Origin of the sequence: Thiothrix nivea DSM 5205 (genome assembly GCF_000260135.1) — a bacterium.
Taxonomy (GTDB): domain Bacteria; phylum Pseudomonadota; class Gammaproteobacteria; order Thiotrichales; family Thiotrichaceae; genus Thiothrix; species Thiothrix nivea.
On the sequence record NZ_JH651384.1, the window covers coordinates 2,520,284 to 2,544,633 of the forward strand.

The 24,350-nt window shown below is 56.8% G+C and carries 26 protein-coding genes; 10 read left to right on the forward strand and 16 right to left on the reverse strand.

The features are described 5' to 3' along the window. Positions 1 to 6: 6 nt before the first annotated feature. Genes THINI_RS12690 through def form a run of 6 tightly spaced genes read right to left on the reverse strand, consistent with a single transcriptional unit; the run spans position 7 to position 7,049 of the window. A complete protein-coding gene (locus tag THINI_RS12690; RefSeq protein ID WP_002708967.1) occupies positions 7 to 1,389 on the reverse strand; it encodes a sigma-54-dependent transcriptional regulator in 1,383 nt (460 codons plus the stop codon). A gap of 14 nt (positions 1,390 to 1,403) precedes the next feature. Next, entirely contained in the window at positions 1,404 to 3,572 is a 2,169-nt protein-coding gene (locus tag THINI_RS12695; protein WP_002708968.1) for a sensor histidine kinase, read from the reverse strand. Then, positions 3,557 to 4,135, reverse strand: a complete 579-nt coding sequence (locus THINI_RS12700) for a DUF4390 domain-containing protein (protein ID WP_002708969.1) — start codon at positions 4,133 to 4,135, stop codon at positions 3,557 to 3,559. The genes THINI_RS12695 and THINI_RS12700 overlap by 16 nt, the downstream gene beginning before the upstream one ends. 12 nt (positions 4,136 to 4,147) lie before the next feature. Then, positions 4,148 to 5,446, reverse strand: a complete 1,299-nt coding sequence (gene rsmB, locus THINI_RS12705; RefSeq protein ID WP_002708970.1) for a 16S rRNA (cytosine(967)-C(5))-methyltransferase RsmB — start codon at positions 5,444 to 5,446, stop codon at positions 4,148 to 4,150. Next, positions 5,443 to 6,522 (reverse strand): methionyl-tRNA formyltransferase, encoded by a 1,080-nt coding sequence (gene fmt / locus THINI_RS12710; RefSeq protein ID WP_002708971.1) that lies wholly within the window; start codon positions 6,520 to 6,522, stop codon positions 5,443 to 5,445. The genes rsmB and fmt overlap by 4 nt, the downstream gene beginning before the upstream one ends. After that, entirely contained in the window at positions 6,519 to 7,049 is a 531-nt protein-coding gene (def, locus tag THINI_RS12715) for a peptide deformylase (RefSeq protein WP_002708972.1), read from the reverse strand. The genes fmt and def overlap by 4 nt, the downstream gene beginning before the upstream one ends. 93 nt (positions 7,050 to 7,142) lie before the next feature. Between def and THINI_RS12720 the strand changes: the two genes are divergently transcribed. The 7 genes from THINI_RS12720 to THINI_RS12750 all read left to right on the forward strand — a co-directional run bounded on the left by THINI_RS12720 (position 7,143) and on the right by THINI_RS12750 (position 13,430). After that, the gene (locus THINI_RS12720) at positions 7,143 to 8,264 is read left to right on the forward strand and encodes a LysM peptidoglycan-binding domain-containing protein (RefSeq protein ID WP_081485844.1); all 1,122 of its coding nucleotides are present in this window, start codon (positions 7,143 to 7,145) and stop codon (positions 8,262 to 8,264) included. Between the two features lie 19 nt (positions 8,265 to 8,283). Then, on the forward strand, positions 8,284 to 9,453 hold the full coding sequence (gene dprA, locus THINI_RS12725) for a DNA-processing protein DprA (RefSeq protein WP_002708974.1): 1,170 nt from the start codon (positions 8,284 to 8,286) through the stop codon (positions 9,451 to 9,453). Next, positions 9,453 to 9,926 carry a Smg family protein gene (locus THINI_RS12730; protein WP_002708975.1) on the forward strand — a complete coding sequence of 158 codons (474 nt, stop codon included), beginning with the start codon at positions 9,453 to 9,455 and terminating at the stop codon, positions 9,924 to 9,926. The genes dprA and THINI_RS12730 overlap by 1 nt, the downstream gene beginning before the upstream one ends. Before the next feature lie 43 nt (positions 9,927 to 9,969). Continuing rightward, on the forward strand, positions 9,970 to 10,854 hold the full coding sequence (speE, locus tag THINI_RS12735) for a polyamine aminopropyltransferase (protein WP_245536623.1): 885 nt from the start codon (positions 9,970 to 9,972) through the stop codon (positions 10,852 to 10,854). A gap of 109 nt (positions 10,855 to 10,963) precedes the next feature. Beyond that, positions 10,964 to 11,674, forward strand: a complete 711-nt coding sequence (locus THINI_RS12740; RefSeq protein WP_002708977.1) for a DUF6174 domain-containing protein — start codon at positions 10,964 to 10,966, stop codon at positions 11,672 to 11,674. A 158-nt stretch (positions 11,675 to 11,832) separates the two neighbouring features. Next, positions 11,833 to 12,573: a helix-turn-helix domain-containing protein gene (locus THINI_RS12745; protein ID WP_002708978.1), complete on the forward strand. Its 741-nt coding sequence runs from the start codon at positions 11,833 to 11,835 to the stop codon at positions 12,571 to 12,573. Then, positions 12,570 to 13,430: a class I SAM-dependent methyltransferase gene (locus THINI_RS12750; RefSeq protein ID WP_002708979.1), complete on the forward strand. Its 861-nt coding sequence runs from the start codon at positions 12,570 to 12,572 to the stop codon at positions 13,428 to 13,430. Before THINI_RS12745 ends, THINI_RS12750 begins: the two co-directional genes overlap by 4 nt. A gap of 47 nt (positions 13,431 to 13,477) precedes the next feature. Here THINI_RS12750 and THINI_RS23470 read toward each other — a convergent pair whose 3' ends face one another. From THINI_RS23470 to THINI_RS12790, 8 genes are all read right to left on the reverse strand, one after another. After that, positions 13,478 to 15,220 carry an ATP-binding response regulator gene (locus tag THINI_RS23470; protein ID WP_002708980.1) on the reverse strand — a complete coding sequence of 581 codons (1,743 nt, stop codon included), beginning with the start codon at positions 15,218 to 15,220 and terminating at the stop codon, positions 13,478 to 13,480. After that, entirely contained in the window at positions 15,221 to 15,841 is a 621-nt protein-coding gene (locus THINI_RS12760; protein WP_002708981.1) for a response regulator transcription factor, read from the reverse strand. Between the two features lie 101 nt (positions 15,842 to 15,942). Continuing rightward, on the reverse strand, positions 15,943 to 16,467 hold the full coding sequence (locus tag THINI_RS12765; RefSeq protein WP_002708982.1) for a hypothetical protein: 525 nt from the start codon (positions 16,465 to 16,467) through the stop codon (positions 15,943 to 15,945). A 30-nt stretch (positions 16,468 to 16,497) separates the two neighbouring features. Further along, positions 16,498 to 16,959, reverse strand: coding sequence for a hypothetical protein (locus tag THINI_RS12770; protein ID WP_002708983.1), 462 nt, complete (start codon positions 16,957 to 16,959; stop codon positions 16,498 to 16,500). A 34-nt stretch (positions 16,960 to 16,993) separates the two neighbouring features. Next, positions 16,994 to 17,881 (reverse strand): acetolactate decarboxylase, encoded by an 888-nt coding sequence (budA, locus tag THINI_RS12775; protein ID WP_211206983.1) that lies wholly within the window; start codon positions 17,879 to 17,881, stop codon positions 16,994 to 16,996. Next, positions 17,868 to 18,215 carry a hypothetical protein gene (locus THINI_RS12780; RefSeq protein ID WP_002708985.1) on the reverse strand — a complete coding sequence of 116 codons (348 nt, stop codon included), beginning with the start codon at positions 18,213 to 18,215 and terminating at the stop codon, positions 17,868 to 17,870. Before THINI_RS12780 ends, budA begins: the two co-directional genes overlap by 14 nt. A gap of 69 nt (positions 18,216 to 18,284) precedes the next feature. Beyond that, complete coding sequence (locus THINI_RS23475; RefSeq protein ID WP_002708986.1) at positions 18,285 to 20,240, reverse strand: clostripain-related cysteine peptidase; 1,956 nt, start codon at positions 20,238 to 20,240, stop codon at positions 18,285 to 18,287. A 36-nt stretch (positions 20,241 to 20,276) separates the two neighbouring features. Next, positions 20,277 to 20,594, reverse strand: a complete 318-nt coding sequence (locus THINI_RS12790) for a hypothetical protein (protein WP_002708987.1) — start codon at positions 20,592 to 20,594, stop codon at positions 20,277 to 20,279. A gap of 213 nt (positions 20,595 to 20,807) precedes the next feature. On the opposite strand from THINI_RS12790, the gene THINI_RS12795 reads away from it, so the two are divergent. The 3 genes from THINI_RS12795 to THINI_RS12805 all read left to right on the forward strand — a co-directional run bounded on the left by THINI_RS12795 (position 20,808) and on the right by THINI_RS12805 (position 22,758). Continuing rightward, positions 20,808 to 21,176 carry a hypothetical protein gene (locus tag THINI_RS12795; RefSeq protein WP_002708988.1) on the forward strand — a complete coding sequence of 123 codons (369 nt, stop codon included), beginning with the start codon at positions 20,808 to 20,810 and terminating at the stop codon, positions 21,174 to 21,176. 29 nt (positions 21,177 to 21,205) lie between these two features. Next, positions 21,206 to 21,676, forward strand: coding sequence for an STY0301 family protein (locus THINI_RS12800; protein WP_002708989.1), 471 nt, complete (start codon positions 21,206 to 21,208; stop codon positions 21,674 to 21,676). Positions 21,677 to 21,840: 164 nt separating this feature from the next. Then, on the forward strand, positions 21,841 to 22,758 hold the full coding sequence (locus THINI_RS12805; RefSeq protein WP_002708990.1) for a phosphoribulokinase: 918 nt from the start codon (positions 21,841 to 21,843) through the stop codon (positions 22,756 to 22,758). 41 nt (positions 22,759 to 22,799) lie between these two features. On the opposite strand, the gene THINI_RS12810 is transcribed toward THINI_RS12805, so the two are convergent. Together THINI_RS12810 and THINI_RS12815 are read right to left on the reverse strand one after the other, a co-directional pair. Beyond that, positions 22,800 to 23,216, reverse strand: coding sequence for an HIT family protein (locus tag THINI_RS12810; RefSeq protein ID WP_002708991.1), 417 nt, complete (start codon positions 23,214 to 23,216; stop codon positions 22,800 to 22,802). Further along, on the reverse strand, positions 23,213 to 24,253 hold the full coding sequence (locus THINI_RS12815) for a CDP-6-deoxy-delta-3,4-glucoseen reductase (protein WP_002708992.1): 1,041 nt from the start codon (positions 24,251 to 24,253) through the stop codon (positions 23,213 to 23,215). Before THINI_RS12815 ends, THINI_RS12810 begins: the two co-directional genes overlap by 4 nt. Positions 24,254 to 24,350: the final 97 nt, after the last annotated feature.

Below are 24,350 nucleotides of genomic sequence, written 5' to 3' on the forward strand. Positions count from 1 at the left end.
GAGCGTTTAGCGTCCGTATTTTTTCGGGTCAACGTTGAGGGAACGCATCTTGCGGTACAGATGGGTGCGTTCCATCTGCACTTGGTCGGCCAGTTTGCTGACATTGCCATCGACTTGCTTGAGCTGGTAGATGAGGTAATCGTGCTCAAACTGTTCGCGCGCTTGCCGCAGTGGCAGGTCGAACAGGCTTTCGGGGATGTGGCCGATTTCCTGCGAAAAGACCGGAATGCGTGTGCCCACGGCTTCTTCCGCCTCATCCAGCGACACTTCAGTGTCAGCACCCAGGATCAGCAAGCGTTGCACCAGATTGCGCAGTTCGCGGATGTTACCCGGCCAGCTATGGTTGCGCAGGAAGTTTTGCGCCGCCAGCGAAATGTGCCGGTAGGGCAGGCCATCCTGCGCGGTCAGCAGGTCAACGTAATGGTTGAGCAGTTCCGGCACGTCTTCCGGGTGTTCGCGCAGGGGCGGGATCATCAGCGGCACAACGTTCAGCAGGTAGTAGAGTTCCTCGTTGAACTTGCCGCCCTTGATGTCATCCTGCAAGTCGTGGGAAGAGGCGGCCATTAGGGTCATGTCGAGTTCCACCCATTCGCGCCCGCCCATGCGCATGAAACGGTTTTCCTTGAGCGCATTCAGCAGGCGGGTTTGGGTATGGTTATCCAGTTCGAAAATTTCCGCCAGGAACAGCACGCCGCCATTGGCTTCGTCCAGTAGGCCGTAATGGATTTTGCTGTCGTCTTCCCTGCCAAACAGCAGGTTGTCGAGCGCATGGGAAGCCGCACGGCTGGACGACAGGGCCGCACGCACGAAAGGCCGGTTTTTGCGGTTGCCGAGGGAATGGATATAGCGGGCGAACATTTCCTTGCCCGCGCCGGGCTCACCGTACAGCAACACGCGCGTGTCGTGTTGGGCGATACGGCGTGCCTGTTCGCGCAGGCGTTGCATGGCCTGGCTACCGCCGACGGGTTCCAGTGAACCGGACATTTGCTTGCGCAGGCCACGGTTTTCCTTTTCCAGCTGGTTGGAGCGCAGTGCGTTGCTGACCGTCAGCAGCATCTTTGCCATCGACAGCGGCTTTTCAATGAAATCGTAAGCGCCCAGCTTGGTGGCTTCGACTGCGGTTTCGATAGTGCCGTGCCCTGACATCATGATGACCGGGCAGCACAGGGTATCGTTTTCACGCCATTCCTTGAGTAGGGAAATGCCATCCTGTCCTGGCATCCAGATGTCGAGCAGGATCAGGTCAGGCTTGCGGCTGCGGTGCAGTTCGCGGGCTTTGGCGGCGTTTTCGGCGGTAACGACCTTGTAGCCTTCGTCTTCCAGGATTTCGCTGACGAGTTGGCGGATATCCGGCTCGTCGTCCACTACCATGATGTATTGTGCTGTCATACTCCCTGCTCCTGTTAACTCACTGGCAACTTCACGCTGATTATAGCGCCTCCTCCATCCAGATTGCGCGCTGTCAGATGGCCGCCGTGTTCTTCCACGATTTTTTTTACGATTGCCAGCCCCAGGCCGGTTCCCTTGTGTTTGCTGGTGACGTATGGCTCGAACAGGCGTGGCAACAGTTCGGGCGGGATGCCGGGGCCGTTGTCCTTTACGTTCAGGAGGGCTTGCCTGACATCCGGGTGGAATTGGGTGCTAAGGATGACGGTAGCGTTGCTGACATGGTTTTCTTCCAGGGCTTCCAGCGCGTTTTTGATCAGGTTGACCAGTAACTGGCGGATGCGGTGAATGTCCAGTTGCAAGGGGGGAAGCTGCCCGTCCAGTTGCACCTCCAGATGCATTTGGCCTTCGTTGACGCGGTAAAGGTCAGCCACTTCCTGCACCAATGCGTTCAGGTCAACCCGTTGCAGATGCAGGTTGGGGGCGCGGGCGTATTCGCTGAAAGCATTCACCATGCCCTTGAGGTTGTCGACCTGCTGGATAATGGTGTTGGTCATGCGTTTGAGGAAACTGGCTGATTCCTCGTTGAGTTCGCCCGACAGTTTGCGGGTCAGGCGTTCGGCGGAAAGCTGGATCGGCGTCAGCGGGTTCTTGATCTCGTGCGCCAAACGGCGGGCAACTTCCCCCCAAGCGGCATCGTGTTCAGCCTGGATCAGGTCGGTGACATCATCAAACACCAGCACGGAGCCTTGCCGGGAGGATGAGGCGGCAGGCAACGCCGCGCCCCGGCAAACCAGGATCAGCTTGCCCTCATCCGTGCTCAGGGTAATTTCGGATTGCCAGTCAGTTGAGCCAGTGGTGTCTTGCAACTGGCTCTGGGCAATGTCCAGAAACGGTTGCAGTTGCGGTACGGCGGCGCTCAGTTCCGGCAGGGTCTTGCCGGCATGTTCCAGCAGCGGCTGGCGCAGGATGTTGCTGGCGGCGGAATTGACCCGACGGATGACACCGTTTTCATCCAGTGTAATGACGCCGGAGGTCAGGTGTTCCAACACCACATGCAGGTAATCGTGTTCCTGCTGCAACTGGCGGCGTGCCTGTTCGCGTTCGGCGCGGGCGTCGGAGAGGCGTTTGGTCATGGTGTTGAAGGAGCGCGCCAGCAGGCTGAAGTCATCGCGTTCGGAAACCGGGATTTTCTTGTCCAGATCCCCGGCGGCTACTGCCAGTGTGCCTTCCACCAGGGTGCGCACCGGTCGGGTCAGGCGGCGCGAAAACACAAATGCCGCCCACAGTGAAAACAGCGCGGTCATGACCATAATGACCAGGATCGTCAACCGGAAGGCATTCTTGACCGCATCACGCTGGAATTCCAGGCTGCCGTATTCGCGCTGGGCGTTTTCCACACTTTCGGTCAGGCTCTTTTCCAGCTCGGCAACCGGGAATAAAGCGGTGAGGACGCCACTGTACTGATTCTGTTCACCGTAGTGGAGGCTGACCGCCACCCGCGATGACAGCTTTTCCGGCCCGTCTGTTTCCAGCTTGTAATAGTAACTGCGGGTTTGCAGCGCCCGTAACATGCTGCGGTCAGGCAGGCGCGGGATCAGGGTTTTGGTATCGGTCAGCGCCTGAGCGACCAGCCGCTGGGAGCTGTCGATCAGCAACACTTCGCTGGCGCCGGACGACAGGAAGTGTTCCAGCAGCAGGGCGATGTCGTAACTTTCCGCCCCCTGGATATTGCGTTTGAGCTGTTCCAGCGCAGCCAGGTGTTCCTGCCGACGGATGCTGAGCGCCAACTGGCTGAGGTGCAGGGCATCATCCAGCGCCTGGCCGACTTCCACCGCGAACCAGCGGTCGATGCGCGTGCCGATCAGGTTGATGGAAAACAGGGAGACGAACAATACCGGCAACAAGGTCAGGCCGAGAAAGCCGGTCATCAGCCGCAGGGTGAAACGCGAGCCAGCCTGACGGGTGCGCCACTGGTTGAAGATGCGGAACAGGTTAAACAGGATGATGACGCTCAGCAGTACCAGCAGCACGGCGCTGGGGTAGAGCGGCCAGTCGCCATAGCGGTCAGCCTTTTCCGGGCTGAGGGTGATAAGGTTGAGGAGCGACAGCGATACCAGCAGCAGGAAAAATACCACTACCACTGGCAGCCATTGCCAAAGGCGTTTTTTCAGGGTATCGGCCACAACACTCCATCACTGTGCAGTGAATAGCGGTCAGTAAACATTTCCTGCAACTTGAGGGGCAGTTTCAGGGATTTGGCGCTCAGTTTCGCAGTGACAAAAATGGACGCATCGTTATGGTAGGCCGTTTCCGGTAGTTTCGGCAAACGGTAATCCGTCAGGGTTCCCAGTTGTTCCAGCGCAGCGGGCAGATTAGGAAGGTTCCAGTTTTCGCCGGTATCCTTCCTCACCACCTGATACTGCTTGCTCAAGGGCTGGTATTGCAGCTCGCTGCGTACCGTCACCAGTTGCTTTTGGCTATTCCACCACCAGGTGTTGTGCCACTCAAGGGTGAAGCGGATTTCGTTTTCCAGCGTCAGGCCATTGAGCAGGCCCTCGCGCAGGTAATCGGTCAACTGGTAGTCCAGTTTGAGGTTGTTCACCAACGCTTTGGACGGGTTGAGGTTGCGGATGGAAAATTCACTGAAACGGATGCCATTATCCGCTGCCACCGCTTGCCCCAGCAGACAGACCAGCCCCACCAATAATGAAAAGGAATATGCCCGGAAAATTTTTGCTGTTATCACTGTTGGTTAGTCCTACACCACTTTGTGCAGTAATGCGTAATAGAAGCCGTCCATGCCTTGTTCACCGGGCAGGATTTGCCGCCCAATGGCCAGTGTATGCCCCCACCCGGCCTCAATCGGCAGGTGTCTGGCATCGGCTTGTTTGCCCAAAAAGGTTTCCACCTGACGGATATTTTCCTCCGGCAGGATCGAGCACGTTACATACAACAGTTTCCCCCCCGGGCGCAAGCTTGGCCATAAATTATTCAGCAAATGTGCCTGTTCCTGTTGCAAGGCTGCGATGTCGCTATCCCGCCGCAACACCTTGATGTCAGGGTGTCGGCGGATAACGCCGGTGGCTGAACAGGGGGCGTCCAGCAGGATTCGGTCAAATGGCTGGCCGTCCCACCATGCCGTGAGTTCACCGGCATCAGCGGCGACCACCCTGGCTTGCAAATGCAGGCGGGAAAGGTTTTCCGTCACCCGGCGCAGGCGTGTTTCGCTGCTGTCGATGGCGGTGAGGTGTAAATCCGTCGTGGTTTCCAGTAAATGGCTAGTTTTACCGCCGGGGGCGGCGCAGGCGTCGAGCACATGCATTCCTGGCTGGCAATCCAGCAAGCCTGCGGCCAGTTGCGCGGCGGCGTCCTGCACGGAAACTGTGCCTTCGTGGAAGCCGGGTAGTTGCTCGACGCCGACCGGGGTTTGCAGGTTCAGGGCACTGGCCACCGTCTCCACCGTCTCGGCGGCGATACCGGCGGCGCGTAGTATTTGCCAGTAGGTTGCGGTGCTTTGTTGGCGCTGGTTGACGCGCAGGGTCATGGGTGGGTGGGCATTGCTGGCGGCGAGGATGTTTTCCCACGCATCCGGCCATGCTTGGCGGATACGCGCCAGCAGCCAGTCGGGGAAGGCATGGCAAGCGACGGGTTGCGTATCCACCTGCGCCAGTATGCTTGCCTGACGGCGGATAAAGCCGCGCAGGACACCGTTGACCAGCCCGCCTGCCCAGGCTTTTTTTAGCTTTTTTGCGGCTGCAACGGTTTCATTGACAGCGGCGTGATCAGGGGTACGTTGGTAAAGCAGTTGGTAGAGGCCGATGCGTAACAGGCATTCCACATCCTTGTCGGCTTTTTTCAGCGGCTTGGTCAGCAGGATGGCGAGAATGGCGCTGAGACGTTCGTGCCAGCGCAATGCGCCGAAACACAGGTCGCGTAGCAGTGCCTGATCCTGGCTGCTGAGGCTGGTGGCGGTGTAGTTTTGCAATACCTCGGTGAGGGACTCGCCGTCGTAGATGACCCGTTGCAGGCAGCGGGCGGCAGTGGCGCGGGTGCTCAAGGGGCGTTACCCCCCGACCCTTCCCCTGCAAGGGGGGAGGGGAGAAAAGAGACGCCCAACAGGGAGCGGCCATTGAGGAATTGTTCGGCGCTGAGGCGTTTGCCGCCGGGCAGTTGCAGGCTGAGGATACGCACAACGCCATCGCCAGTGGCAATGTCGATGCCTTCCCGGCTTTCGGCAATCACCGTGCCGGGGGATGAAGAAACCCCTCCCGGTCTTTCCTTATCAAGGGAGGAGCCGGGCCGGACTCCGCCTTCTTGTCCCTCCCCTGAAAAGGGGAGGTTAGGAGGGGTTTCTTTTACGCACGAAGCAAACAACCGCAATGGCTTCCCATCGTACAGCGTGTAAGCCGTCGGCCAAGCGTCAAACGCGCGGATGGTGCGGTCAAGCACTGATGCCGGTTGTGTCCAGTCGATTTCAGCCTCCGCCTTGTTGAGCTTGTGGGCGTAATTGGCCAGCGCGTCATCCTGCGGCTCGGGTTGCAGCTTGCCAGCGCACAGCAAGTCCAGCGTGTGCAACAGCGCTTCCGCGCCCATCGCCGCCAGTTTGTCGTGGATGCTTTGCCCGCCATCCTGCGCGGTGATCGGGCACACGGCTTTGTAGAGCATGTCGCCGGTATCCAACCCCGCCGCCATCTGCATGATGGTCACACCGGTATCGCGGTCACCTGTCTGGATGGCGCGCTGGATTGGGGCAGCCCCACGCCAGCGCGGCAGCAGCGAGCCGTGGATGTTGAGGCAACCATAACGTGGGATGTCCAATACCGCCTGCGGCAGGATCAGGCCGTAAGCGGCGACAATCATCACGTCGGGGGCGTAAGCGCGTAGTTTGTCCTGTTCCTCGGCGGGTTTCAGCGATAAGGGTTGTTCGACGGGAATGCCCGCTTCCACCGCGACCTGCTTGACCGGGCCGAACGACAGCTTGCGCCCGCGCCCGGATGGCCGGTCAGGTTGGCAGTATACCGCCACCACCTGATGGTGGGAGGCCAGCAGGGCTTGCAGGGCAGGGACGGCAAAATCAGGCGTACCGGCATAAACAATTTTCAACGCTGGTGCGGGTTCTGCGCTGGAATTCATGCCGTTGCTGCCCGCGTGGCGCGTTTGGCATGTTCCTTTTCCCATTTCTGCACCACTTTGCGGGCGCGTTGCTGTTTGAGAGTGGAAAGGTAATCGACGAACAGCTTGCCTTCCAGGTGATCCATTTCATGCTGGATGCAAATGGCCAGCAACCCGTCGGCGTCGCGTTCGAACACGTTGCCGTCACGGTCAAGGGCGCGCACCCGGATGCGTTCGGCGCGGGTGACCTTTTCGTAGAAATCGGGTACGGAGAGGCAGCCTTCCTCATGCTCGATGCTGCCTTCCTTGCTGAGGATTTCCGGGTTAATCAGGCACAGTGGCTCGGTTTTGTCCTCGGAAACGTCAATGGTGATGATGCGCTGGTGGACATTAACCTGGGTAGCAGCCAAGCCGATGCCTTTGTTGGCGTACATGGTTGCAAACATGTCTTCCACAATCTGGCGGGTAGCGGTGTTGACTTCGCCTACCGGGGCGGCTTTTTTGCGTAAACGCGGGTCTGGGTGATGTAAAATCTCAAGCTGTGCCATTGTAAATACCGAAAATCTAAAAGTTCTGAATGCTTTGCAGGCTATCGTTTATTATACCCCGTACATCCAACACATAAGAATCACAAGGATACCATGATGCGGCATTCTTCCATTGTTTTCATGAAAACCCTATGCCTTGGCCTGGCGTCTGCGGTTGCCCTGAGTGCTTGTGGCACACCAGTAAAGCCCAACCCGCAGCCTGTCAGCAACCATTATGACAATTACTATGGGCAGCCTTCCACGCAATCAAGGGATGTCTTTGATTATGGTGGGGTGGTGGTCAACCCGTCGGCTCCGCGTACCTATGTGGTGAAAAAAGGCGATACCCTGTGGGGCATCGCCCGCAAATTCCTTAATACCCCGTGGTACTGGCCGGAGGTTTGGGACAAGAACCAAAGCATACGCAACCCGCACCGGATTTTCCCCGGCGATGTGCTGACGCTGGATTATGCGCAAGGGGGGGGCAACAAGCTGATGCCGCGCATCCGTATCGACCGGCGCGGAGAGGGCGACCCGATTGCTTCCCTGACGCCTTACCTGATCTGGCCACGGGTGCTGGATGAAGCCACCATCAAGAATTCGCCTTACATCCTGGCATCACAGGATGACCACGCGCTGATCACCGAAGGCGAAACCATTTACGTGAACAACCTGCGTAATTCACAGCCTGGAACGCGCTGCGCCATCTTCCACCCCAACAAACCACTGCATGACACCCGTACCGGGCAGTTGCTGGGCTACGAAGTCACCTATGGCGGTTATAGCCGGGTGGAACGCATCGGCAATCCGGCCACCGCCACGGTGCTGGACGCCAAGCGGGAAATCCGCAAGGGCGACCGCTTGCTGTTGCCAGTGGATGAAACCGCCAACCTGAGCGGCAAGGTGTTCCATGCGCCCAGCTTCAAGGTGCGCGGTGACATCATTTCGCTGTTTGATGCGGAATACATCAGCGGCAACCACATGATTGCCGCCATTAACAAAGGGCGGCGTGACCGCATTGAGGTCGGCCATACCCTCGGTGTCTACACGCAAGGCAAGTATGTGGTGGATACGGTGGAATCCTGCAACAGCAAGACTGGCGCGGTGTGCAGCCAGTTACCGCCGGAAAAGGTCGCCAATCTGGTGGTCTACAAGGTAACCGACCGGGTCAGCTATGGCCTGATCATGGATGCTACCCGTGAAGTGAAGGATGGGGATAAAATCGGTAATCCATAATTGCCCGTTTCCACACGCCATGACTATCAACCTATCTGACGAAGAACTGCGCGCCCGCCTGCATTTCTGGCGCGCCAAAGGCATCGGCCCCGGCAGTATGCGCCGTATCGTCGAGCATTTCGGTGGTGCTGCCGCCGCGTTGGCGGTATCTGACAATGCCTTGCTGGAAGCAGGGCTGAAGCGCGAAGGCATTGCCGCCTACCGGGAAACGCCCGCCAATGCCGCCGAGCCTGACTGGCGCTGGCTGGAGGCTGCCGATCAGCATTACATCCTGGTGCCGGAAGACAGCCGTTACCCCAACCTGCTCAAGCGTATCCGTACCGCGCCGCCGCTGCTGTTCGCCCTCGGCAACCCGGAGTTGCTCAACGACCCGCAAATCGCCATGGTCGGCAGCCGCAACCCTACCCAGGGCGGCAAGGAAAACGCGCGTGCTTTCGCCGCCCATTTCGCCGCCAACGGCCTGACCGTCACCAGCGGACTGGCGGTCGGGATCGATGCCCACAGCCATGAAGCCGCGTTGGAAGCGGGTGGCCAAACCATCGCCGTAGTTGGTAATGGCCTTGACATCATCTACCCATTACGTAACCGCAAGCTGGCGGAACGCATCGCCGCGCAGGGCTGTATCGTTTCCGAATTCCCCATCGGCATCCAGGCGCACCCGCAGCATTTCCCGCGCCGTAACCGCATCATCAGTGGCATGAGTTTCGGTGTGCTGATTGTGGAAGCCGCCCTGCAAAGCGGTACACTGGTCACCGCACGCCACGCGATGGAGCAAGGGCGGGAAGTGTTCGCCATCCCCGGTTCCATCCACAACCCGCTGGCGCGTGGCTGCCACCACCTGATCCGCCAGGGAGCCAAGCTGGTGGAAACCGCCAATGACGTGCTGGAAGAAATCGCCCCGCAACTGAATGTCTGGTTGCAGCAGGATAAAGCCGCCACATCCACCCAGGGGCAACTGGCGCTGACCGGCGTTAATGACGTGCAACCCATTGATACCTTTGATCCGGAATATGCGCAAGTGCTTGATGCGCTGGGCTACGAACCGCTACCGATAGACCGGATTATCCTGAATACAGGCTTGACCGCCGAGGAAGTTTCATCCATTCTGCTTATGCTGGAACTTCACGGCCTGGTGGCGGCGTGTGGTGGTGGGCACTACATGCGGCTGGGTTCAGGAAATGGAAACTGATGAAAGAAAACACCCTCGATGTCCTTTTTTACCTGTTCGACAATTACCCGGAAATGGGTGACAACCTGCCGGAGGATCGCGCCTCCATGCACGGTTATTTGCAGGAAGCCGGTTTCCTGAACAGTGAAATTAACCGCGCTTTCGACTGGCTGGAAAGCCTGGGGGATGAAGCCGAGCGGGTCGATGTCACCTACCGTTCTTCCACTATCCGCCTGTTTGCGCCGGAAGAACGCCGTTGGCTGGATGCGGAATCGCAGGGCTACCTGATTTTCCTGGAACAGGCGGGTGTCATCAGCCCGGAAGCCCGTGAGCAGATCCTCGACCGGGTGCTGGAATTGCAGGATAGCGACTTCAATCTCGACCGCCTCAAGTGGGTGGTGCTGATGGTGCTGCTCAACCGCCCTGAAGAAGGCAACAGCTTTTTCTGGGCGGAAGGCTTGAGTGTTGCCGGTGGCGCACCCGTGTTTCACTAAACGGACATTCTCCCCACGCCATGCTTGTGGCATGATAGCGGCCTTGTGTGATCAACCAAAGGCCGCCACCATGACCTCCAAACCCAACTGGTTTACTGAACTGTCTGATTCCGGAACAATTTTTGGTTTGGAACTGACGGATGCGGGCAAAATCCATGAGGAGCAGACCCCGTTCCAGACGCTGGAAATCTACGACACCACCACCTTCGGCAAGCTGATGACGCTGGATGGTTGCACCATGGTCACCACCCGCGACAATTTCGTCTACCATGAAATGATGGCGCACCCGGTGCTGTTCAGCCACCCCGCGCCCAAGCGTGTGTGCATCATCGGTGGGGGCGATTGCGGCACTTTGCGCGAAGTGTTGAAACACCCCGAAGTCGAGTCCGCCATCCAGATCGACATTGACGAGCGCGTTACCCGCGTCAGCGAAATGTTTTTCCCCGAACTGTGCGAATCTAACAACGACCCACGCGCCACCCTGGCGTTTGAAGACGGCATCGCCTGGATCAACCATGCGGAACCCGGTTCCCTCGACATCCTGATCGTTGACAGTACTGACCCGGTAGGGCCGGGGGCGGTGTTGTACAGCGAGGAATTTTTCCGTGGCTGCTGGAATGCGCTGGGTGAAAATGGTTTGCTGGTGCAGCAGAGCGAATCCCCACTGGTTCATGCTGAGAAGATCATCAAGCCGATGCACGACACCATGCGCAAGGCCGGTTTCAGTGACATCCGGTTGCACCAGTTCCAGCAGGTGTGCTACCCGACCGGTTGGTGGAGTTGCACCGTGGCGGCCAAAAGCGGCCAGGTCAACTTTGCGCGGGCGGCGGCAGCGGAACAGCTAGTGTTCCCGACCCGCTATTACAATGCCGAAATTCACAAGGGCAGCGCCGCGCTGCCACAATTCCTGAAAGAATTGCTGGACTGAGCATTCCGAACTTATCCATCGACAGTCGGTCTACTGGAATGCACATACCGGTTCATGCATGTATGACCGGTATGTCGCCTGACTCAATAAAATTCCAGGGGACACCATCATGAAACCATTATTGACCACTGTATTACTGGCTGCCAGCCTGGGCGGCTGCGCCCTGCCGCCCACTAGCGGCGAAATACCCACCCTGAAACTCGAAGATTCACAACTGGCTGCTTTGCGTACCCTGCTGGGCGTGACGGAAAGCAGCCCGTTCAGCATCAAGGTGCTAGACCAGGATCGCAACGCCAGCCTGAGCGCCGGTGACGTTGCTGTGCTGTCCGGCGGCATTACCAACGGGGAAATCAGCCGCCGCAAGCTCAGCGTCAGCGATGTCCAGACCCTCAACGCCAATCTCAAGCCCGATTACGGCAGCCTGGCACGGCAATTGCTGGCGGTTGAATCACAGTGGCGGGAAAAACGCCCCAGCCATTACACCTATACCCTGCAACGTTCCTGTTTCTGCCCAAAGGACTTCCTCAAGCCGCTGGAAATCCGTGTGTTCAAGAACAGCGTGCAGCAAGCCAGGATCATGCCGGAAGGCAAGCCCTTGCCCAAATCCCGTAAGGGTGAAGCGTTGGTCATCGAGGATCTGTTCGCCGTCATCCACCGCGCCATCAATAGTCAGGCAGCGGCCATTGATGTGACTTACGACCCGTTGTATGGCTTCCCTACTACCTTGTTTATCGATCAGGATAAGAATATGGCGGATGAAGAAATCAGTTACGCCGCCAGCAATTTCAAGCCAGCCAGCGGGCTGAAACCCAAACCCTAATAAGTGCTGATTCCATTTGGGATGGGTATGTGGTTGTGTGGGGCCTTCCGAGCCATCCTTGCCGCTGATGCAAACATGGAAGATGGGGTTTTCGTCCCATTTTCCAGTAAACGTATTACAATGCGCTACTTAAACAACAAAAACGCAGTATCCGCACCATGCCGCAAACCACCGAATTACTGACCACCCTGAAAAAGCTGCTCAAGCGCCACAACAAGACCTATGTCGACGTAGCCACCTGCCTGGAACTGTCGGAAGCCAGCGTCAAACGCCTATTTTCCGAACAAAACCTGTCACTACAACGGCTGGATGCCATCTGTGCCCTGCTGGGCATGGAAATTTCCGACCTCGTGCACGAAATGCATTCGGAACACGCCAAACCGATCAGCGAACTGAGCCATGCACAGGAAAAGGAAATTGCCGACGACCTGTTCCTGATGATGGTGACAGTGTGTGTACTCAACCGCTGGTCATTGCAGGACATTACCAGCCGCTACCACTTCAGCGAAACCCAGATAATCCGCTACCTTGCCCACCTTGATCGCCTGAACATCATCGAACTGCAAGCGGGCAACCGCATCAAGCTGCTGGTCGCACCCAACTTCAAATGGCGTGATGACGGCCCGATCATGCAACTGTTCCGCGCCAAGATTGAGACCGAATACTTCCGTACTACCTTCACCAAGGAGAGTGAGAAACTGATCGTCCTCAATGGAATGCTCAGCGATGCCAGCAATGCTTTATTCCAACGCAAAATGGCGCAACTGGCCAAGGATTTCGACACCCTGAGCAAGGATGACGCCAGCCTGCCGATTGGCGAACGCAAAGGTTCCACCCTGCTGGTCGCCATCCGCGACTGGGATTATGAACGCCTGTTTGGAGCGCAACGCAGAGTATGAACCCGCGCATCCATACCCAAGGTTGGGACGACTACGAACTCATCGACGCAGGCAATGGCCACAAGCTGGAACGTTGGGGAACGATCATCACCATCCGCCCCGAAGTGCAGGCTTATTTCAAACCCGGCATGTCTGCAAGTGAATGGCAAGCGCTGACCCATTGGCGCTTTACCGAAACCGGTAACCAAAGCGGGCAGTGGCAGGCACTCAAGCCGGAAGCTCCAGAAAAGTGGCAAATCCGCTACCGCACCCTGCGCTTCCAACTGGAACTGACCCGTTTCAAGCACCTCGGCCTGTTCCCGGAACAGCGCAGTAACTGGGATTTTATCGCGGAACACCTGTCTGCTGGCGGGCGCTTCCTCAACCTGTTTGCCTATACCGGCGCAGCTTCTTGCATGGCACGCAGCACCGGCGCGGAAACCCTGCACGTCGATTCCGTCAAACAACTCATTACTTGGGCGCATACCAACATGGAAGCAAGCGGCCTTGCTGACATCAAGTGGGTACGCGAAGACGCCCTGAAATTCGCCGAGCGCGAACTCAAGCGCGGCAGGCAATACGACGGTATCATCATGGACCCGCCTGCTTGGGGGCTGGGAGCGAAAGGCGAAAAGTGGAAGCTGGAAAACAAGCTGGAAGCACTGCTTGCCAGTGCGCAGGGCTTGCTGGCGAACAAGGGTTTCCTGATCCTTAATACCTATTCGCCAGCCGTTAGTTTGCCTGATATTACCCGGCTGGCGCACCGCCATTTCCGCCCGCAGGATTGCGAAATTGCTGAATTATGGATGCAAACCAGCAGCGGAAAAGCCTTGTACTACGGCAACCTGTTGCGGGTGCTGTCCCGGGCTGGCCGGTAACTGGCAATCCGGCTTGCCGGGTCAATGCCTGGATACCGGCCATTCTCTTATGCTGGAGGATGTAATGTTGTCACGAGCCGGTCAATTGCGTGGCGCAATGTGCGCGGATTGATGGGCTTGTAACTGACCCCGATGCCTGCTGCATGGATGGTTTCCAGTACCTCAGGGGAGGTATTGCCGGTAATCAGGATGGCGGGGATATCCCTGCCACTGAGTGTCCGCAATTGCTGGATCAGTTGCAGGCCAGTATAGCCATCCTGCAATTGGTAATCGCTGACGACCAAGTGGATGTCACGGTGCTGTTGCAGGATGGCGGCGGGGTTCAGGGTCGTGGCGGTGATGGCGGGGTAGTCCCACAGCCGGAACAGCATTTCCAGCGATTTGAGGACAGTCTGGTCATCTTCCACCAGCAGCGCCTTGCCTGGCAGTTGGGGGGCGCCGCCTTCGGTATCCATACCGGTAGCAATAACTGGCAACTTGCCGCCGGAGGTCAGCGGGACATTGATAAAAAACGTGCTGCCCCGGCCTTGCTCCGATTTCACCCCAACCTCATGTTCCAGCAGTACTGCCAGCCGCCGCACGATGGATAGCCCCAGGCCCAGCCCCTTCTGGCGGTTACGTTCCGGATTGTTCAACTGATAGAACTCGGTAAAAATCGCTTCCTGGGCATGGGTGGGAATGCCGATGCCATTGTCATGCACCTCGATCCGCAATGCCTTGCCCTGCCGCCGTCCGCCCAGCACAATCCGCCCCCCCGGTTTGCCGATGTGCTTGATGGCGTTGACCACAAAATTTTGGATGATGCGTTCCAGTTGTTTGGGGTCGGTATGCAGCCATACCCGCACCGGTACATATTCCAGTGTTATCCCGGCATTGACGGCCATCGACAGGTAACGTTGATAGACACGCTGGAGCAGGTCATGGGCCAGGGCTGGCTGTTTCTGGATGTCAATGCCACCGGTATCCAGCCGGGAAATGTCCAGCAGGGAGTTGAGCAGGTCGGTCAGGGCATCGGTAGCCTCCTGAAGTTTGGTGAAAACCTCCCGGTCATGTTTGCTTTTCAGGCTTTTATCCAGTGCATACTGGAAGAAATGGATGGCCTGTAACGGTTGGCGCAAATCATGGCTGGCGGCGGCAAAAAAACGGCTTTTTTCCTGGTTGGCGAGTTCCAGCCGTTTGGCCAGGCTGGCCTCACGCTCACGGCGCTCCAGCGCATCCATCAGGAACGCATTCACGTTGAGCGTGAGCCGCAACAGGATCAGGGTGTAAATGACGGCGGCAACGGCAGACCACACATGGAAATAATCAGGGGTCAGGAATGCGCCCCAGATCACTGGCACATTACAGGCAATGCCAAAAGACAACATGGCTGTGCGGCTAAACGCGGTGGCATTCAAACCGCCGCCAATCACACCCGCATACAGGATGATGTAAAGGAGGCTGTCGTCAGTGCGTTCCGCCCCTACGAACAGTATCCAGCCCAAACCCCAGGAAAAGCCCCGCAAGGAACTGGCCAGGGTTGAAACACGCGGCCACCAGTCACGGAATTTGTCTGGGTTGCGGTTGTAAAGGCCAAAAAAGATGAGCCAGCCCGCCCCCAACAGCAACTGGAAGGCAAACCACCAGGCACTGGCGGTGGAACGGGGCAGCAGGGCGTAGACGATGGCCGCCCCAACGGTGACGCTGACCGCGCCGGTCGTGATATGGTGGCGTTCCAGCCGGATGCGTTCGTCCAGCAGGGTCGAATCGGACAGATGTTGATGGGTAAGGCTATGCTGTTTCCACCACATTCAGGATACTAGCCCCAGCAACCGCGCCTTCTGGATGGCCTGGGTACGGTTGCTGGCTTCCAGCGCCTTGAGGATGGCGTGGAAATGCAGTTTCACCGTCCCCTCGGTGATGCCCAGCGTGTTGGCGATCTGTTTGTTGGAACTGCCGCTGGCTGCCAGCACCAGCACTTCCAGCAGGCGTGGCGACAGCAGTTTCTGCCCGCCATTGCCGTTAGGGTGCGGGGTTGCCCACAGTTTTTCCGGCACAAAAATACCGCCCGCCAGCATGTGGTGGATGGCTGCCGCCATTTCATCCGGCGAAAATGCCTTGGAAATGAAGCCGACTACGCCCAGGGCCAGCGCCTCGCGCACATGCTGGGGGGAGTCTGCCGCCGACAGGATGGCGATGCGCAACTCCGGCGCGATTGCCCACAGTTCCTGCAAATGCTGGAGGTTATCCACCCCCGGCATGGTGCGGTCGAGCAGCAACAGGTCAATGGCGGCATGGTTCTGGAGCTGGTTCTTGACCGCCTCCAGATGGCTGGCTTGATGGATCCGGCAACCGGGGAACTTGTCCCGCAACACCAGCACCAGCCCTTCCATGAACAACAGGTGGTCGTCGGCAATCAGCAAATTCAGCATGGCAGGTAAATCCCCTCAACGGTGGTATTGGCGCAATATACCGCGTCCTACGGTGGCCTGCGACCAACAGGTATCTCCCTTGGGTTTTAACGTTGATGATTTTATAATGCTTGGCACGGCTCTGGATAAATGCCGAGCACATCTTCCAATTGGTAGGCAACAGTGAAATCAACCTGCCCCGAACCGCCCGCACCCTCGCTTGATTGGTAATAGATGTACAAGGGCTTCTGCTTGTCACGTTCAAACTGGTAAAATGCCACGGTATTCAGCAGCGAATCGTCATCGCAAGACGTTTTGATTTTGGTTATGTTGCCTTCCCCAAAAGCCTTGATGTCCTGTTCACCATTGGCAATGGTTATTTCCACATCGGTGATAAACGTCCTGGCACCATTTACCGTTATTTCAGCATCGCCTGCCTTACCTAGCATTTGGTCATCATGTTTGCCAACTTCAGCATAGGGCCATTCCCATTCCACCCCTTGTATTTTCGCGGTGTCTTCCCAGCCATTATTGGTTTGGGGGTCACCGGCCTTGATTGCCATTGCGTCAATGATGGAATCAAAGGGTGCGGCTTCCGCAAATGGGGCTAAAAAAAACAGTGTCACGAATATTAACTTGAACTTCATTTATCACCATCCATCCATCCATCCATCCATTCATTGGTTTGCGTTTGGCAGATCCGGGTTATCAGGCCGCACATTGCTGCCTTCCCATGGCAAATAGGTTTCCGGCAAGCCGACAAACAGGTCATAGCTTGCATTGCCACGGGTAGCCGCCACGGTAATGCGGTATTGGTTTTTCTCTGATGGGGGCAATACGCCATACCAGGCATGGGCATCAGCACCTTCCTCGGCTCCTGGCAGTGCTTTCCAGTGGCCTTTTTTCTCGGCATATTCCACCGTGATGACCGCATTGTCTTCGGTGGAGGTAATGGCAACGCTCATATTTTTGCCCATGATGCCGCCGAGCGTATATTGCTTGGTTTCACCGCGTACAATCGAGCCAGAGACCGTTTTGGATATCTTGTTTTTGCCAAAAGCCAGCGTGTCGGCAAATGCGCCCAATGGCAGCGCCAGCATGACGCCGGTGCAGAGCAAGCTTGTCATCCAGTGTTTCATATAAAATTCTCCTTCCAATGTGATTCAAAATGTTTCAGTTTTTTCCGGCAGGCGAAGCCAGCGGTTTGGTTTCCACCTGCCGAGCCATGTCCCCGCTCGGGTCAAACGGCAGGGTGGCGGTGTAAAAATCCTGATCCTGGGGCAGCAGCATCCTGAAATCGTGGATTGGCTGGGTTGCCACTTCCACCTTGTCGGTAACGAAATCCAGCACATGCCCCCCGGCCTGTTTGTCCTTGCTGAGGAAATGCAGGTGATAGCCCGGTGCGTTCAGCCCTTTGGCGAAGGCGGGGCTACGGAACCCAACCAGCACTCCCTCGACATTTTCCAGATCAAAAACGGCCTGCTTTTTCACCACGTCCGGCAGGATCGGGTAAGGGCGGGATTGGCGCGGGACGCTACGCACCTTGATGGATTGGAAACGCCCCTCCAGCCGGAAGGCATAAAACAGGTTCTTGCTGGGCAACTGGCTGTCCAGCGTTTGTTGCAGGCGGGCGAAATCCAGGCCGGTAGCCGCTGGCCTGGTTTTCCCAGCCTGAAAAAAAGTGACCGCAGCAAACGGGGTTTGGGTGCTGTCGGGTGGCTCGTTGACCTTGCCGTCGGCGCGGGCCTGGTACACATGCCCGTCCACCACCACCATTTCCCCATCCAGCGTGTTGAATGTGCCTAGCCCGAGGTTGCCGTACTGCTTGAGTTGGGCAAGGGTGGTTTCCCCGTCATAAACACCGCCCATCAGCGCATCCAGTGTGGATACCTGGGTGAGGACGGCAGGGTGTGGCTTGGCATCCGCAGGCGAACCCACAATTGCAGGGTTGCTGCCGCAACCAACGGTCAGCACCGCCAGCAACAGCAGCCCGCCCCATTTGCCCAAGGCACGTCGTGTGTGCTGGGGGGAACCCGGCAGCATGGCATCAATACACGACATAAGACTCGCCATCACAAATATGCACCGAGTCATGCTCGACCTCATCGCCATCTTCAAACACCGCCTTGATGTCGTACAGGCAATCCTCGCGCCCGTCATCAACCGTAATGGTGATGGTTTCATTGGGTTGCAGCACTTCCACCGTGATCACGTTTTCTTCCCAGTCGTCTATCTGGGGAGGGCTCATATACAACTCATACAAAGGTGTGGCGGCGCCATTTTTCAGGCTGAAAACCACCGGGTCGCCCGCCATGGCGGCTTGTGACAACAGCAGGGAAGCCGTAACCAGCGCCAGCCGGTAATGGGTGGTGTTGAAAACTGATGAAATTGGCATGTCATACTCCTGATAAAGTTGCCGGGACTCAAATGCCCGGCAACGGGTTTGCAGCGGATCGCGGGTTTCTCAGCGGGACAATTTGTCCGTTGATGAGGCCGCTGGGACGCTCACCGTATAAAGCTTGCCTAGATCCACATTGCCGGAAAAATCCGCCGCCCCCATCATGACCGCATAGTTCCCTTGCGGCAGGTCATAACTGGAGAAGGTTTCATTGCCCGCCACCACAAAACTGCTTCCATAAGGCTCAAGGGTTTCACTGGCATCCAGGATGTTGACCACCTGGAACAGGGGCTGGATAACCGCACCCGCCTCAAGCGGTTCGGCACGCGGGGCTGATTCCCCCTCGGTATCCAGGAACAGGCCCTCAAACTTTGGTTCAGGCACGGCGCTCAAGCGGCTCAGGCTGACTTTCATGGTCGCCTTTTCGCCGTTGTAGGTAATGGGAATATCGTAATATTCGGTCTGGCTGACCGGCTCAATATCCTCCAGATAAGGCGCGACCGGATGCCCACCCAAGGCAACTGCGGTAGGCTCCAGCCCATAGGTGATGTTGTTGGCGTCACCCGTATTGTCGGGGCTATCCTGCATCCATACCCGCATCCGGTTATCCGCCAGCAATTCGCCAGTGATGACAAACACCCAGGCAAGGTCGCCATCGCTGACGGTGGCGGTAATGGTGTCGCCGTTGCGGGTTTCATTCTGGAACACTGGCGGGAGCGTATCCGTATAAGCGTCCTGTACGTAGCCTTGTAACAGCTTCAACCAACTGGCAGGGGCATTGGAGAGGGTGTAGTAAAACAGCCTGTCCTTGAGCGCTGTCTGTTTGCTGGCGTCGCTGCTGTTAATCTGCTTGTGCGGCATGTAGACCGTCAGGCCATTGGCGTTGCTTTGGTCGGGGGACGCAATCTTGTGGACTACGGCCTGCCCAAGCTGGCTGATAACATTGGCGGATTCCGTGGGGTAAGCGCCAGTAAGGTTCTGCATCAGGTGTTTCAGGTCAACCATGTCGGTATAGTTGTCCTGCGCGGCGTCCTTGCCATAGCTGGCGGACAGGTTCCTAGCCTTGGCCAGCGGCAGGCGGGTAGTCGTGGCGTCATTGGCCATGTTGGCCTGTGCCTTGCTGGCAAATGCGCCAAACGCATCCTGCAAGGCGGCCACCTTGCCAAGGTCGGTGACAGACAGGGTGATGCCGCTTTGGCCTTGCGTGCTGGCCAGGTAACTGTCAGCAATGGATTTGCCCACAGCGTCCCCCGTAATAGCGGGGTTTTGCTGGATGGATTTCAACCACTCGGAATAGTCCCAGCCCGTACCAGGTTCAATTTCCTCCGAAGCCACCAGGTATTTCGCATGGGATTTGGCCATGTTGGCGACTTCCAGGGTTGCCATCAGGCAAGCGTCAAAACCCAGCACTTCCAGTTGTTTGCCGGTGGCCGCAAGGCTGTTTTTCAGCGCCTGGTCAATTTCCGTCAGGGAAAGCCCGTCAGAATGCACCTCATCATTGCCAAATACGATGCCGTCACGGGTGGTTGCACCAGCGCCGTGATCCCACATCACCAGGGTGTACTTGTCCGCCGGGTAGGTTTGTATCCCCCAGGTGACGAAATCTTGCAGCGTCGATGTCAGGCCCATATTGAGGCTGCCCAAGTCGGCCAGGGTGTGCGGGCCATCCTGTTGCACCAGATGGCGTTGGACGGTGCGCCAGCCATCAGCGTCGGCCCCGCCGGTTTCCACCACAATTTTCAGGTTATCGGAAGAGCCTACCTGCGCCATTTCGGCAAGGTCTTTGGTGGCGTTTTCCCCATTGCTTTCCAGGTCAGAGCCGACCACGTATACCAGCACGGTATGCTTGGCTGCGGCGCTGGAACCTGTGTTGCTGCCGCCATTGTTGGTGGTTGGCGTCGTGGTGGGGTTGCCAGTTGTGGCGTCACTGCCTCCGCCGCCACAACCTGCCATGATCACCGCCAGACACAACGCCGTTAACCGCATCCCCATGTTTTGGAAAATGCCTGCATGTCGTTTCATTATGTGTACCCTCGTAATATTGAATTGGCCCTGCTTTTAATTAAGGTCTTCCCTGTTCAAGGTTATGGTGAATGTTTCTATCCTTTTTATGTCATTTTGTTCTTCACCACCCAAATAACCCACTTTGCAGGCCATCATGCCTTCAATCAGTGAATTGGCATCGCCATCAATATCGCCTTTTTGTTTGCAGGACATGATTTGGTGGTTCTCATTCATGCCGGCACTAAAGGTTTTGACAATATCTTCACACATGATTTTGCAGCTTTCTTCCAGTTTGGCATCATCATTAGCCAAAGCAGAAAATGAAAATGCCGCCAATACAAAAAAACCAACAGGCAACAGAATGGCTTTCATGAAAAGTCTCCCTTCACAAAAATATAATAAAAACAGGTTTTAACGAAAGAGCCAAAAAATATCCAACGCAACCATTATTCAGCTGAATATTTCGCATGTAAATATAACGATGGATATAACGGCATCTGTCTCCCCGGCATTATAACTATCGTTATATGTACAAAATGGAAGTGCTGAAATATGCTGGGCCCATTCCATTTGCGAGGGAAACTCATGCGAATAAGCATATTAATGAACGCGCTGGCAGGCAGCGTATTGATGGTTTTGGCGGGCTGTGGCCCTGAATATACGTATACCCCACCTGCGACTGCCGCAGGGCAGGCATGTGTTGCCCAGTGCCAGGCCACCCAAACCGATTGCGCCGACACCAAGCGGGAGCAAACTGCTTATAAACAGTCTGCTTGTGAAGAAAAGGCGGAGCGGGAGCATTATTACTGCCTGCAATTCGCCAAAACCGATGCTGACCGCAGTAAATGCCAGAAAAGTGCTTGTTATGAATACGCTGACACCAGCCAATGTGAAACCGATTTCCGTGCTTGTTACCAGCAATGTGGCGGCAAGGTCGGCATCCTGAAACAATGAAACAAACCTGCAACAGGGTTGGAGGTAATATGAAGGCAAAATGGCTTTTGCTGGCGTCAGTCACGGCGCTTTCCCCTATCAGTCAGGCGGATGAATACGTTTGCCCCCCGTCCATCGACATCACGGCGAAAATGTCGCCCACCCCGGCTGGGTGGGCTGGCCTATATGACAACGCCGGTAACATCACCTATGTGGGTGGCACTGAAACCCAAGACAAGCTGATGTTCTCGGGTGTCACCCTGTACGCAGGCGAACCCAAAAACCGGGGTTCCCTGGTGCCGGACAACGAAAGCCAGTTGCAGGCGAACGGCGCGGAACAAACCAGCATATGGTCTTTCGGTGACGTGCAAGAACAACAGGAATATCCGCCCTATCTGGTTTGCATCTACACAGGCTCCAGATTTGGCGTATTCCAGAAAATCGCCGCCCCGGTCAAGTCGTGCAGTTGGCATGAGAAAGCCGGGGAAACCAATCGTGCCCTCACCTGTGATCCCCTATAAAATCGCTTATAACATGCATTACCGGTGTGCCGGTGGCGTCCGGCAGGGAAAAATCTGCCTGGAATCCGGTAAAACCCTATCAAAAGGCATATACAGGCTCCTCCGACGTTTCGCTAGAATGTTGTCGGATTGCGCATTCACAATTCGTATGAGGAGAGTTTCTAATGTCCAAAAAGCACCCAGTTATTGCCGTCACCGGTTCCTCCGGCGCGGGTACCACCTTCGTTAAACGCGCGTTTGAACACATCTTTTACCGCGAACAAATTACTGCTGCCGTGATCGAAGGCGACAGTTTCCACAGTGTCACCCGCCCTGAATTCAAGCAGCGTTCTGCGGTTGAGCCGAACTTCAGCCACTTCGGCCCTGAAGCCAACGATTTCCACTCACTGGAAGCCCTGTTCAAAAGCTATGGCGAAACAGGTAGCGGTAAAAAGCGTTACTACCTGCACAATGACGAGGAAGCGAAGTTCCACCAGAAGCGCTTGGCGGAAGCTGGCGTGACCTGCACCGCAGGTTCCGGTGAATTCACGCCGTGGGAAGACACCCCGGCGGGCACTGACATCCTGTTCTACGAAGGTCTGCACGGTCTGGTGAAAGACATTTCTGCCGACAAGAAATACGGTGGTTATGATGCAGCGCAATATGTCGACCTGGGTGTGGGCGTAGTGCCAAGCATCAACCTGGAGTGGATCCAGAAAATCTCCCGTGACCATGCCGAGCGCGGCTATTCACCGGAAGCGACCGTGGACACCATCATGCGCCGGATGCCGGACTACATTAACCACATCACGCCGCAATTTTCGCGCACCCACATCAACTTCCAGCGCGTGCCGACCGTAGATACCTCCAACCCGTTCATTGCGCGCGACATCCCGACGCCGGATGAAAGTTTCGTCATTATCCGTTTCGCTGACCCGAAGCGTTTTAATGTTGACTTCCCGTACCTGCTGTCGATGATCCATGACTCCTTCATGTCGCGCCGCAACAGTATCGTGGTGCCAGGTGGCAAGATGGTGCTGGCGATGGAACTGATCCTTAACCCGATCATTCACGACATGATCGAGAGCCGTAACAAGGCGTAAGTACCCCTTACCCTAACCCCTCTCCCTCAAGGGGAGAGGGGCTATCCCTCCAGCTTTTTCTTCAGTTCCCGGCAGCGTGACGCCGCCTGTTCGGGGGTGTAAAGTGCCGGTGCAAACTTTCCCCACACTGGCGCAGGCCAAGCGGCATCCGTGCGGAAGCGGGCGACGTAGTGCAGGTGCAGTTGTGGAACCATATTCCCCAATGCCGCCAGATTGAGCTTGTCCGGCTGGAATAGCGCCATCAGGGCGCGACTAACCTGATCCGATTCTTCCCATAATTGCTGGCGGTCAGCAGCATCCAGCTCATGGATTTCACGAATATCCGCCCGCCGGGGAACCAGGATCAGCCACGGGTAACGGCTTTCATTCATCAGCAATACCCGGCACAGCGGCAAATCCGTCACGAAATGCGTGTCTTGCGCCAGTTGTGGGTGCAATTCAAAACCGGTTGCGCTCATGCCTTGTTTTCCTGCATCGCTTTGAGAGTATCAGGGCTGTATTCAAACGAATCGTAGAACAATTGCGCTTCCGGCAAGCCTTGCGCGAGGAAAGCGGCTTTGGCTGCCTGCACCATCGGCGGTGGGCCGCTGAGGTAGACATCATGGCCAACAAGGTCGGGGAAATCGGCAGCCACCGCTTCATGCACCCAGCCAGTACGCCCCTGCCAGTTGTCTTCCGCCTTGGGTTCCGACAGCACCGGCACGTAGGTCAGTTGCGGGTGGCGGGCAGCCCAACTGCGCACTACCGCATCCATGTACAAATCGGCCTTGGCACGCACGCCCCAGTAGAGGTGGACGGGCTTGTCCATACCCTGCGCCATCATTTGTTCCAGTATCCCTTTCAGTGGCGCAAACCCGGTTCCGCCGCCCATCAGGATCAGGGGTCGCTCGGATTCACGCAGGTAGAAACTGCCCAATGGCCCTTCAATCCGCAGCAACGCCTTTTCCTTCATCTCGCTGAACACAAAACCGGTGAACTGGCCACCCGGTACGTGGCGGATGTGCAGTTCCAGGAACTGGTCATCTATTGGCGCATTCGCCAGCGAGAAACCGCGCCGTTTGCCGTTTTTGAGCAGGATGTCGATGTATTGCCCGGCGAAAAAACGCAGTCGCTCGGAAGCGGGCAGTTTCAGGGTCAGTTCCATCACGTCATCGGCTAGCTTGCGCATCTTTTCGACCCGCACTGGCAACGCCTTGATTTCAATATCCGGCTCCAGCCCGACTTGTGGGGAATCAATTTCCAGGTCGCTCTGCGCGTAAGCCAGACACAGCAGCGCCTTGCCCCGTTCCAGCTCAACCGGTGACAGCCCCAGCGGTTGGCCATCCAGGTAATGTACCTGCCCTTTGAGCACGGTGGCTGCGCAGGAGCCGCATACCCCGCCCCGGCAACCGTAAGGCAGCGCCACGCCCTGCCGCAAACCGGCTTCCAGCACCGGCTCGTTTTCCTCTGCCCAGAATGTGTGTCCGGCAGGCTGCACTGTCACTTTGAAAGTCATGTTGTTTCCCGTTGAATATCGAATGGCCGGATTTTAACGCGCGTGCCAGGCTTGTGCTATTCTCCAGACTTTTCCCCACCTGTAGCCACGGAGAAGA